Consider the following 12,459-nt stretch of genomic DNA (forward strand, 5'->3'; position numbering starts at 1 on the left):
GTAATTCCCGAGATATTCGTCACTTTTGGAGTTTAACTGGATAACATACAGGTATTTTAGCCAACTTCCTCACATTACTCTAAACTAGCTAAAATTAACTGTACGAATTCCATTTATTTGGAATAAAAGAGTGAAACCTGATAAATTAGCTACATAACATCCATTTACTCGATGTAATTACTGTGCCCGCCACACACGATAATAAAAGCCGCAGGGATTCTCCATCCCCGCGGCTCTCTTCTTACTTATACTCCGGCAACCATTTGCCGTGAGCCTCAATTAACTCATCGCACATCGCGACAATATCATCCATCGACAGCTCTGCTGACGTATGCGGATCCAGCATCGCCGCGTGATAAATATGCTCACGTTTACCCGTAATCGCCGCTTCAATCGTTAACAGCTGCGTGTTGATGTTCGTGCGGTTCAACGCCGCCAACTGTGGAGGCAGATCCCCTACATACGTAGGTGTCACACCGTTGCGGTCAACCAAGCAAGGTACTTCCACGCACGCTTCGCGCGGCAAGTTCGTGATCAAGCCTGTGTTCATGACGTTACCGCCAATTTTGAACGGCACATCCGTCTCGATCGCTTCGAAAATATACGAAGCATATTCATGCGAACGCTCATGCGTCAGATTCGCATCATTCACAAGATCCTCGCGCATTTGCTTCCAGCGGCTGATCTGATCAATACAACGACGCGGATACTCATCCAGTGGGATGTTGAAGCGATCCACCAGCTCTGGATAACTCCTTTTAATGAAGTACGGATGATACTCGGCATTATGCTCCGACGACTCCGTAATGTAATGACCGAATTTCAGCATCATTTCATAGCGAACCATATCCTTGTGCTTCTCTTTTTGCTTCTCGGCAGCGCGTTTCTTGATTTCCGGATACAAGTCTACGCCATCCTTCGTCACTTCAAGCAGCCATGCCATATGGTTAATGCCGGCAATCTTCGCTTTAACCCCTGTTTGATCGATATCCAAATGTTCAAAAAGATGCGGCACACACACCTGCACACTGTGGCACAGACCAACCGTACGAACACCACCGTAAGTGTTCATAACATTCGTTAAGACCGCCATCGGATTCGTATAGTTGAGGAACAACGCATCTGGACATACCTCACGAATATCGGCTGCGAAATCAAGCATCACTGGAATCGTTCTCAGGTTGCGGAAAATACCGCCAATCCCAACTGTATCCGCAATCGTTTGACGTAAACCGTATTTCTTCGGAATTTCAAAATCCGTAATCGTACATGGATCATAGCCACCTACTTGGATCGCATTCACCACATATTTGGCACCTCTTAGCGCCTCTTTACGGTCTGTATACGCTTTAATAATGGAGGTACTTCCACTTGTTTTCTTGATGTTATTCAGCATGTTCGCTGAATCTTGCAAGCGCTCATGATCAATATCAAAGAGAGCGATTTCAAACCCTTGTAATGCTGGAGTTTGCAGGCAATCGCCGAGCACATTTTTCGCAAAAACGGTACTTCCTGCACCTAAAAAAGTAATCTTAGACATATAAGAATCTCCTCCAAATTGCAATCTATTAGCTTATCTTTACTATAGCGCAGACACGTATGGAAGCATATGGATTGAAACAACTCCAATATGGACATTTGTAGTTTATTAGAGTAACCTAAAAAATAAAAACAAGTCGAGGCTCCCATGAATCAGGATCATAAATATTTCACCATAAGCATCAACCCGCTTCATAGTAATCTGGACTTATCCGTCCTTTTCAGCGGTGAAGGCACACCTCATCCCCTGCACAAAATGGGCCCCGCCGTTCATGACTACTATCTCGTTCATACCGTCCTCTCGGGAACGGGTACTTTTGAAACCGGAGGGCGCACCTACACTTGCACCGCTGGCGATTCCTTTTTCATACATCCAGGCGAGCTCTTCACCTATATCGCGGATGCCGATAACCCTTGGCATTATATTTGGGTTGCCTTCACTGGGCGCAGTGCGGGTACTACGTTTGCACAGATCGGCGTCTCTCCACAGCAGGCCGTCGTTTCAGGGAGCAACCCGCGTAAGATTCGACACTACTATCGCCACATTCGTTCCTGCTTCCAACAGTCGGACTTTCCTCAGCTCGAAGAATTGGAATCCGAAGGCTGGCTGAAGCTGCTCCTGCGTGAGCTTGGGCGTGCCAACACACATCACATAACGAATAAGCCAACCGCCGAAACAGATATCAAACGCCAAGTCGGACAGGCCATCCGTTACTTAGAGCTGCAGTACACGCAATCGGTATCCATCGATCAGTTGGCACGTAATTTGGGCTACCATCGAACCTATTTGTGTAAAATGTTCAAACAATCCACCGGCTTATCGCCGATGCAGTACCTGTTCAATATCCGCATGGAACGGGCCAAGCAGCTGCTCCAAACCGCTATGACCATCGATCAGGTCGCCTCTTCCGTCGGCTTCAATGATGCGCTCTATTTCTCGAAGCAGTTCCACAAATGGAGCGGCTCTGCGCCTTCCGTGTACCGCAAAGAACTTCGACAATTTTCCTTGTAGTACAACCTGGAAAAGTATACACTTTTCTAGGAATGATCCTTTTCCTTCGTGCTCAACAAATGGAATAAACTATGGGGAGGCAACACAACGATGGCACACGCAGCCGAAATTGAAAGAGTAAAAACTTTGCTCCGCCACGCGAAGCAATTATCTGGTGATAGCATCCAAGCGAATGAAAGAATTAAGAGCTTAAGCACTAGACTTGAGGCGCTCCAACAACTCCAAGGAGAGAACACATCCCCAGTCGAGCAAGAAATTGCCGCTTCGGAAGAAGCTAGTGTTGAGGCCGATCCAGCTGAGGAGCAGGCAGGTGAGCAGCCTGACGAACAAGCTGGGGAACAAGCTGAGGAGCAGGCTGCTGAGGAAACTGCAGCGCAGGCCGAACCCGATCAACTCGACTCGTAATTAACGGTTAAGATACACTTACCTACCGATACTCGAAAAGGCTGCCAGTTGCTGGCAGCCTTCTTTCTCATGGATCCAATGATTACCGCTTGGCTATGGCTAATATTTCATCTGCAACAAGATCAGGGCGATATTGATGAATATAATGCTCGGTATCCTTGACCACCACTTGCTTCGCTTGTAAGGACCAAGAAGTAAATTCCGCTTCGTATTTGTTCCAGACGTCATTGCTAGCTCCCGTAGCTCCCAAGTAATCGGATGTCAGCACGGTAAGCGGAAAAGGGAAGGGCTTTTTATCATCCAAAACGACCTTCGCATTAGTCCGGGAAAGACGCAGTTCGTCAGCCATATTGGCATTTTCAAGCTTAAGTAACGTGGCTTTCAGGTCAACCTCCTTGCGTTCATCGGGCACGAATTTCAAGTTATTGCGAATGGAGCGTGAACTTTCGATAACACTATCAAAGTGAAAGAGCATCCGAAAAACGCCAGTATTTATGAGCAAACTTTTGATAAACCCGCCATATGCTGGATACTCCGTATCGTTATAGTAAAATTCGGGACTTCCTCCATCCACCATGACGATGCCCTTTACCTCATCTGGGTATTTCTGTGCAAACCTGAGTGTTTCTAAGGAACCGAGCGAATGTCCGACAAACAGGTAAGGCGGCTTTTGACCGGATAGCTGCAGCACTTCGTGTATTTCGTTGGTTATCGTATCGATGTCACGTTTCTTGTCCGTCGTATCACTGTACCCATAGCCGAACCGATCGTAAACAGCGTATTTCACATACGGTGCAAGCTTGTCATATAACGGTGAAAAATCAACATAGGGATTGGCGGTGCCCAAACCGGAAGCGAATACAACGGTCACATCCCCTTGACCACCGGTATATATATGCATATTTTTCCCATCTACTTTGTATAGTTTACCGCTAGGGGTATAGGCTTTCAGATCCTTCCGGAGGCTTACCTGTTCATATAACGCTCCTGATCCCAGAAGAACAAGAATAACAGCCAACGCGATAACAACCATCTTCCTTAATCTTTTCAGCCACTTTTTCATCTGCCCACTCTCCTTGTATGCCCTCATTATAAATGCGCAATCTTACATGAGAGAAAACGGCACCTTAATTCCAGCTTAATTAGTTATTAAGATCTGTAATTAACGGAGAGCATCTATGATACCTATTCAGCATCTATCACTGCCATATCAACCGAATAATGGTTCCTTCCCCCAGTTGGGTCTCAACCGCAATTCGGCCCCCCATGGCTTCAATCAGCCCCTTGGATATCGCCATCCCGAGTCCAGATCCGTTGGATGTGGATGCCGTATCCGTACCGCGGTAATAACGCTCAAACAGCCGGTTTAATGTAACTTCATCCATGCCATTGCCATTGTCGGCGAATTGAATCATGATTTTGCTTCCATCTTCACTCCCCCAGAGAGAGACCGTCAAAATCGTATCAGGCTGGTTATGAAGAAGTGAATTGGCTGTTAAATTATTAACGACGCGCTCCAGCCATGGGGTGTACAACGTAGCCCAGACATCGGTTTGCGCAGCATGAAATACAATGCGCTGCATCCCGTAAGCAGGATCAGCCCCAGCCTGAATGAGCATTTGCTCCAGCCAAGCGTTCAACTCAACCTCCATCGTTACCGGAGGAAGAATACCTGTCTTCAGCCGATACGTCATCGCAAGATCGTTGATAAGCGCATCCATATGGGCTGATTTATCCAACATGGTTGCTGAGAACTTGCGTGCCTCCTCTTGGGACCAGTCATAAGCAGGCTCCGCAAGTAAATGGGCATAGCCTGTAATCGAAGACAACGGTGTTTTCAAATCATGCGTAATCCCCACAATCCATTCTTCCCGCAGGCTCTCCGACTGCTCCCTCGTAGCTAGATCCCTCTGCAAGGCGGTGGATAACTTCTCGATTGAAACCATCACCTCGGCAAAAATGCGGTACCGTCGCCGCCATTTGCCTGTTGGCGTACGGCTGCGATGGAAGCCTTTGCGATCAACAGGCTCTTGATACACCGCGTTGCCTATGGAATCCAGCCATACCAGCATATGGAGCATCGGCGCTCCAAAACGATGGGCCTGCCATAGGGATAGCAAGACAAACAAAATCAATAAGACACCCAACATGACAGCTGAACCACGAATGAAAACTGTTACTTCCTCTGGCATCCACGGTTTCGTGCCCAGATTCCCTCGGGTATTTGGCTCTCCAACTAGCCATGTGCGTCCCGTCTGCTCATCATAGGAAGTTTTAATACGATAGCCGTATCGATCGTTATACAGTGTCCGAAGCGCAAGCTCCTGAACCGAATATTGGGACGGCACCTCTTTAGGTTTGTTATAAGCGTTCAGTTCCACGCCTGACGAATCCAACAATTGAACAAAAGCATGAGCCGTTTTGAGTTCCTCCGCCAAGGCATCAGGGATCACTAACGACTTGTCGTCAGCAGCGCCTGTTCCATTACTCACCTGCTTTAATAGAGGGTCTAATCGATTTGGAGCCCCATATACCAACGTATACAGCCTTCCGTCCTTCTCTTGAACCAATAGTGCCAGTTGGTATGGAAACGGTGTTGCCCCTGTCCAATAAGCTACCAACTCCCCAGGTCCATATTGCGTGGGTACATCTTGCGGTGTATTATAGGCATTTTCTACATGCCCCTTCTCATCAAGACTTTGCAGCCAGCCATCGTGATCCTTCACTTGTTCCAACAAGCTCGGAGCAAAACGAATACCCTCTTTTCCGAGCACAGAAGATTCTACAACCCTTTCCAACCCTACACTGGCAAAATCACGCGTGACACTGATTTCAACAAAACGCTGCAGCATCCAGAAGATCGTAAACCCCGCGATAAGCAAGACAACCATGCCCGCGATAGCGAGCTGAAGAACGAACTTTAGCGTTAATCGGCGCTTGATATTCATGGTCATGGCGCGGATAATTCTTGCAGCTCATCTTTCACAATCTTATAGCCAAGACCTCTGACGTTAACGATAAACTTCGGATAGGACGGATCTGCTTCGATACGTTCTCTTATACGGTGAATATGCACCATGACCGTATTATCATCACTGAAAGCTTCTTCTCCCCAAACCTTTTCATACAATTCACTTTTGGTGTAAATCCGATTCGGATTTTTACATAAGAAGAGCAGCAATTGGAAGACAAGCGCTGGACAGGAAACAACCTGTCCCTCCACGAGCAGTTCCCCTGCTAACTCATCTAACTTAAACCGGCCGTAATCGAAGACGTTCGTCGATCTAGGTGAGGTTGCCTCTGACAGCTTACCGTATGTTGAACCAACATATCGCCGCAGCTGTGCGCGTATGCGGGCAACCACTTCCAGTGGATTAAAGGGTTTGGTTATATAATCGTCTCCGCCAATTGCAAAGCCGGTCAGCTTGTCAAAATCGGACGATCGAGCTGTCAGAAACAGAACTGGCGCATCGGTCGTTTGCCGAATAAACGGAAACACATCAATTCCGCTGCGTCCAGGCAGCATCACATCCAATACAATGACATCGTATTTTTTGGCTTTGCAAGCCTCAATCGCCTCTTCACCTGTTTTCACTGAATCGACATGTAGATAGCCTTCCTTACGTAGTACCGTCTGTAATAGCTCCAAAATGGATTGCTCATCATCAACAAGCAAAATCCTTGCATCATTCATGGAGGCAGTCTCCTTCCGCTAACTGATATTTTTACATCATAACATGATTTTTCTGGCTAGGAATTTTACCAACCTTAACGGAAGCTTAATTCATTTCACATGCCAAAAAAGCAGGCGCCGCGGCGTCCTGCTTTTTCAAATCTTTACTTTACTCAATCAGTAATCTGCATTGGTACTCCCCGAACGAAGCGGATTCCATTTCTGGCACCGCGGCATATCTAACACTGGATAGCAGCACGTTTTCCTGCAGCACATCCTCAAAGCGCAGCAGCGCTGTTTTCAACTTAGCATCCACATCAAGAACGAGATGAACGCGTTGTTCGATCGGGAGCCCTAGCTTTTTACGATAATCCTGAACCGCACGTACGACTTCCCTCACAGCACCTTCTTGTTCCAATTCCTCGGTCATTGCCACGTTTAAGGCGACCGTCATCTGGTACCCCGATGCTGAGGCGAAGCCCTCATTCGCTTGCTTTTCTACAAGTAAATCATCAAGCAAGATATGCAAGGTTTCTCCCTCCACCGTAACATCCAGATAGCCGTTGTCCATGGTTGCTTTCGTTTGTTCAGGAGATAACTGCTTCAAATACGTTTGCACAGGCCCTACGAGCTTCCCATACTTTTTCCCTGCTGTCTTCAAGTTTAATTTGAAAAGGAAGCGTACGAAACCAGCATCACTCTGTACTACGCGGATTTCTTTGACATTGATCTCATCCTTGATAATGTCTTCAAACTGACCTAAATTATATTCGCGGTCAAGGGACACAAATAATTCAGACAGCGGCATCCGGGTCTTAATTCCCGTTTCATTCCGGATATTGCGAGCCAATTCAACGATTTGTCTCACAGCTTCCATATCATTTTCAAGCGTTACATCGTATACAGACTCATCTACCGTCGGGTAATCGGCTAGGTGAACACTGTCCATACCTCCCAAATTACCGTATAAATCATCTGCAAGTAACGGCGCATAAGGAGCTATCATTCGTGCAAGGATCAATAGAACGTCGCGTAACGTTTGATAAGCAGATACCTTATCCTCCGTAAACCCGCTCCCCCAAAACCGATCCCGCGAACGCCGGATGTACCAGTTGCTTAATTCATCTACAAAAGCTTCGATTTGCTTCGCTGGGTTCAAGAAATCATTGATCTCAAGCCCCTTCACAACGCCCTGCAGCGTGCTGTTCAATCGCGACACGATCCATCGATCCAAAACATTCACTGTTTTCTGCCGCGAATGCTCCTCTGGCTTATACTGATCAATCGTCGCATACAACGCATAGAAAGCATGGGTGTTATGGATTGTATCTATAACTTTGGATTTCGCTTCGGCTACGATTTGCTTGGAGAATCGTTTGCTATTCCAAGGTGCGCTGTCAGCTAACAAAGCCCACCGGAAAGCATCCGTTCCAAATTCGTTGATGATTTCCCATGGATCGATGCCGTTGCCCTTGCTCTTGGACATTTTTTGGCCTTTCTCATCAAGGACATGACCTGTTGAAAGAACAGCTTTGTACGGAGCTTTCCCATTATAGAGGGTGGAGACAGCCAATAAGCTGAAAAACCAGCCTCTCGTTTGATCAATCCCCTCGCAGATCATATCAGCAGGATACTGCTCCTGGAATTGTTCGATGTGTTCAAATGGCTGATGATACTGGGCAAATGGCATCGAGCCGCTATCGAACCAGACGTCAATTACTTCCGACGTTCGATCCATGATACCGCCGCATGAGCAGCGAAGTTTCACTTCATCCACGTAGGGTTTGTGCAGTTCAAGACTTTCATCGATCGGATGAATCGACTTCTCCCGGAGATCCTTATGGCTGTCTGGCGCATATTCCGCTGTGCAATCTTGGCATACCCATACATTCAGCGGCGTCCCCCAATAGCGATTCCGACTGATATTCCAATCGACAAGTTCTTCCAGAAATTTACCAAAACGACCTTCGCGCAGATGTGCAGGATACCAGGTAACTTGACTGTTGTTCTCGATCAATTGATCTTTAATTGCTGTCGTTTGGATGAACCAACTCTCGGTCGCGTAATAGAGAAGCGGCGATTTACAGCGCCAGCAGAACGGGTAGCTATGCTCATATCGCTCCTTAGAGAACAATAGATTACGCTCAGATAAATACTTCACAATATCAATGTCGCAATCTTTCACAAACCGTCCTGCAAAATCTGTGATCAGATCGGTGTAACGCCCAGCCGTGTTCACGACATTCACGAAATCCAATTCGTGCTGACGGACAGTGCGGTAATCATCTTCCCCGTGGGCAGGAGCAATATGAACGATCCCTGTACCGCTAGTGTCGCTGACGTAGTCCGCGTCTACGACGAAATGTCCTTTGTTCACACTTACATAGCCAAATGGCGCCACATAAGGCGTGCCTATGAATTCAGCACCTTTATGCGTGGATAGGATTTCGTAGTCTTCTTTCATAACCTTTTCGACTAAATTACTGGCTACGATATACACTTCGTCATGCTTTTTTACTTTGACATAATCCAAATTTTTATTGATAGCCAAAGCTACATTTGCAGGCAATGTCCACGGCGTTGTCGTCCAAGCTAGGAAATGTTCAGGCCCGCTTTTACTTGTGAATTTCACGGTGGCGCTCAAATCTTTGACGTCCTCATAGCCTTGTGCAACTTCATGAGAACTGAGCGTTGTCTGACAATCTGGACAGTACGGGCTTACGCGGTGACCTTTATACAGGAGTCCTTTTCGATGAATCGTGGATAAAATATGCCATACACTCTCGATATAATCGTTCGTCAGGGTCACATACGGGTGTTCCATATCCGTCCAGTAGCCGATCGCTTCGGTCATTTCACGCCACTGTTTCTCATATTCGAAAACACTGCTTTTGCACTTCTCCACGAATTCGGCGACTCCGTAGGTTTCAATCTCCTGCTTACCGGAAATGCCTAGCTTCTTCTCCACACCAAGCTCGACAGGAAGTCCATGCGTATCCCAACCTGCTTTGCGGACGACGCGGTAGCCAGACATCGTTTTGTAACGGCCGATGAAGTCTTTAATCACACGCCCAAGTACGTGCCCGATATGAGGCTCGCCATTCGCAGTTGGAGGCCCTTCATAAAAAACAAAGTTCGGCTTCCCCTCGCGGTTTTTTATCGATTGACGGAACGTATCCTGTTGTTTCCACTGCTCAAGAACACGAAGTTCACGAGTCCTTGCCTTCTCTTTTACATCCACTTTTCTCATATTTCCCATCCTCTCTCTACCTACAACTTGAAGTTCATTCATTGACGGAAACGTGAGAAAACGCAAAAAAATCCCGCCCCATAAGGGACGAGATTTCATCTCGCGATACCACCCTAGTTCCGTAACGATCATGTAGAACATGATCTTACGACACCTCTTACTACGTACCATCATACGCATCCTTTGTAACGGCTGGAACCCGGGTCAGCTTACTTAATTACTTCAGCTTTCCTTCTCGGAGAGGATTTTCAGCTAAGTCTTGAACGTTGGCTTTCAGCATGCACCAACTCTCTGTGGAACAAGGGGATTAGCGTACTCTTTCTCGTCAATGAATTTTAATCGAACATTCAGTTAATTCATTTTTGCATCAATAGGAGAAAAAGTCAAATGGTTTCACCCGCATGGATTAGCGGATTTATTGATCATTGGTCTTCATAGGTTAGACCATGACCCAGTATGTATCGATTACCATTGCTATCTTTATAGGCATAGGTGAGTCCTTCGGGCATATAGTTGTCCTTATCATAACCCGACACATCGTTTCTCGACACGCAATTCCCATTTTCATCAACCGCAATGACGGCTTCACTCGCTGGCAAGGTTAATGGTAATACACCGATAGGCCGGATGTTGCCTGCCATAACTTCAAATTGTGCCTTATAGAAGGTATCGTAGCCTGCAATCAAAGCATCTGCCAATGGCTCAACATGGCCGAGGATCCATGGCAAAGTCACATTGACACTCATAATAACTTTACCGCCACGGCTATGAATGCTTTCTGCAACTTCTCTTAGATGATCCATACCGGTTAAGGTCGTTTCTTGGTAGGAAGAACCATCTAGAGCGGTTTCTGTCTTATTCTCACAAATTTCAAGCTCCAATAATCCTGGCGTAGCAGAGAAATAAGCGCCCGATTTGGGGTGTAAGAACACAATCGCGATTTCAGCTTCCTCATAGTGATCAGTTAACGTAAAATGTCCAAGCTCCTGACATTCTCTCTTTGCTTTTGCCGTGTATGCAGTTGCTCGTTCTGTCTCCTTATGAAAAACTTCCACATAAACCAACTTATTCCCTAGTTTTTCAACAGTTAAAGGCAATGTCTGCTTTTGATTCTTCAGCACGGTTACTGACTTTATATGCGCTTGATACGCAGCTTCCCAATGAGCAGGGTTACTAACGGTTGCTGTAGCTGCATCTGTTGAAACATAGGTACGATCATCGAACAGACCTAGAGTAAACATTTCGGTAAGAAGACGTACATTCGCTTGATCGATACGTTGCTCACTTATCCATCCATTCGTGATTGCTGCTTTCAAATTTTCAATATCATTGGTATCCGCAACCAGATCTGTACCTGCGTTAATAGCTTTAGCAAAACGTTCAGCTTCGCTTAATGCTTCAACGCCCCAACTCATTTTGCTCGTAATGCCGCTGTCGCTGTTGACATAGCCTTTGAACCCTAGTTTATCTCTTAGGATATGCTGGAGGAAGTAGTGATTGAATGTAAAACCGACCTCTTCGTATGGTATGTCTTCACCCTCGAATTGTTGGACGACACTCTTCTTAATACTTGGCATCGAATAATAAGGCATAATGGAGGAAGTGCCATGATCAACCGCAGCCTGAAAGGGAGGTAAATGATACTTCTCCAGGCTTCCTGGCGTCGGATATAAATTCCACTTTCCTTGCTCATAATGAGGATCAAAGCCATTTTCCCTTGCCCCTCCACCTGGGAAATGCTTCGTTGTCATCGCAATGCTATGTGTTCCTAAGCGCTCCCCTTGAAAACCGTCGATAATGCGGCCGATGGCATCTGCAATAAATACTGGATCTTCACCAAACGTACCATACGTCCGTTGCCATCTAGGATCTGTAACCGTATCAGCCATATACATATAGCCTTTTCTTATCCCCGTAGCATCCCATTCATCGTGGGCGATTTGGGCAAATTGGCTAATAAGTGAGGCATCACCGCCATTTTTAATATCGCCCTTAGCTGCTCCCGCGAGGCCTAGCGTTCCTGGCCAAGTGGAGAAAATGCCTGCTGCATCATTCATACCAAAGATAAATTCTGTATTTTCGTTTCTTGAATTAGATGCGATTAAACAAGGAATACCGAGGCGTGTTCCTTCACATACTTCGTTCATAGTATTCACCCACTCGGCCATTTGAGCTGGGCTCCAGTTATCTCTCAGAATGAAGTGACGTAAATGCATGTTTTCGAGCGTATGCGTGGTTCCCATTACTTTGGTAATGGCGAAAATACTTTCTCCCTTTTCAACAATACCTTCATCCAGCACACCATTGTGACTTGTCTTACTCTTATCCTTCTGAGAAAGCCCCATCTGACGTGTATTAATCAGCATCATCCCGATCTTCTCATCTACATTCATCAAAGAAACCAGGTTCTCTGCCCGTTCCTTCGGACTCAAACGCCAATCTTTATAGGGATCTAGTTTCCCGTTGCCATTCAAATCTTTAAATTGTAATCCATCCACTTCCATGATGTTCTTGGATCTCACTTCTAAATGAGGTTGTTTCTTGTCCATTTCCATGATCAATACCTCCTAATGAATGGGT

The 12,459-nt window shown here is 46.3% G+C and carries 8 protein-coding genes and 1 other annotated feature; of the genes, 2 read left to right on the top strand and 6 right to left on the bottom strand.

All coding sequences use genetic code 11. The features are described 5' to 3' along the window. Nucleotides 1–241: 241 nt before the first annotated feature. The gene (gene melA, locus A8709_RS12720) at nt 242–1,540 is read right to left on the bottom strand and encodes an alpha-glucosidase/alpha-galactosidase (protein ID WP_065852770.1); all 1,299 of its coding nucleotides are present in this window, start codon (nt 1,538–1,540) and stop codon (nt 242–244) included. A 147-nt stretch (nt 1,541–1,687) separates the two neighbouring features. Between melA and A8709_RS12725 the strand changes: the two genes are divergently transcribed. Beyond that, on the top strand, nt 1,688–2,551 hold the full coding sequence (locus A8709_RS12725) for an AraC family transcriptional regulator (protein ID WP_065852771.1): 864 nt from the start codon (nt 1,688–1,690) through the stop codon (nt 2,549–2,551). 90 nt (nt 2,552–2,641) lie between these two features. Then, on the top strand, nt 2,642–2,956 hold the full coding sequence (locus A8709_RS12730) for a hypothetical protein (RefSeq protein ID WP_065852772.1): 315 nt from the start codon (nt 2,642–2,644) through the stop codon (nt 2,954–2,956). Nucleotides 2,957–3,038: 82 nt separating this feature from the next. On the opposite strand, the gene A8709_RS12735 is transcribed toward A8709_RS12730, so the two are convergent. From A8709_RS12735 to A8709_RS12755, 5 genes are all read right to left on the bottom strand, one after another. After that, the gene (locus A8709_RS12735) at nt 3,039–4,019 is read right to left on the bottom strand and encodes an alpha/beta hydrolase (RefSeq protein ID WP_065852773.1); all 981 of its coding nucleotides are present in this window, start codon (nt 4,017–4,019) and stop codon (nt 3,039–3,041) included. 136 nt (nt 4,020–4,155) lie between these two features. After that, nucleotides 4,156–5,904 (bottom strand): sensor histidine kinase, encoded by a 1,749-nt coding sequence (locus A8709_RS12740; protein WP_065852830.1) that lies wholly within the window; start codon nt 5,902–5,904, stop codon nt 4,156–4,158. A gap of 2 nt (nt 5,905–5,906) precedes the next feature. Further along, nucleotides 5,907–6,650: a response regulator transcription factor gene (locus tag A8709_RS12745; RefSeq protein WP_065852774.1), complete on the bottom strand. Its 744-nt coding sequence runs from the start codon at nt 6,648–6,650 to the stop codon at nt 5,907–5,909. A 148-nt stretch (nt 6,651–6,798) separates the two neighbouring features. Next, nucleotides 6,799–9,879: an isoleucine--tRNA ligase gene (ileS, locus tag A8709_RS12750; protein ID WP_065852831.1), complete on the bottom strand. Its 3,081-nt coding sequence runs from the start codon at nt 9,877–9,879 to the stop codon at nt 6,799–6,801. An 80-nt stretch (nt 9,880–9,959) separates the two neighbouring features. After that, nucleotides 9,960–10,217, bottom strand: a binding site (T-box leader). A gap of 84 nt (nt 10,218–10,301) precedes the next feature. After that, a complete protein-coding gene (locus A8709_RS12755) occupies nt 10,302–12,434 on the bottom strand; it encodes a glycoside hydrolase family 3 protein (RefSeq protein ID WP_065852775.1) in 2,133 nt (710 codons plus the stop codon). Nucleotides 12,435–12,459 lie beyond the last annotated feature (25 nt).

Origin of the sequence: Paenibacillus pectinilyticus, from assembly GCF_001700435.1 — a bacterium.
Taxonomy (GTDB): Bacteria; Bacillota; Bacilli; order Paenibacillales; family NBRC-103111; genus Paenibacillus_E; species Paenibacillus_E pectinilyticus.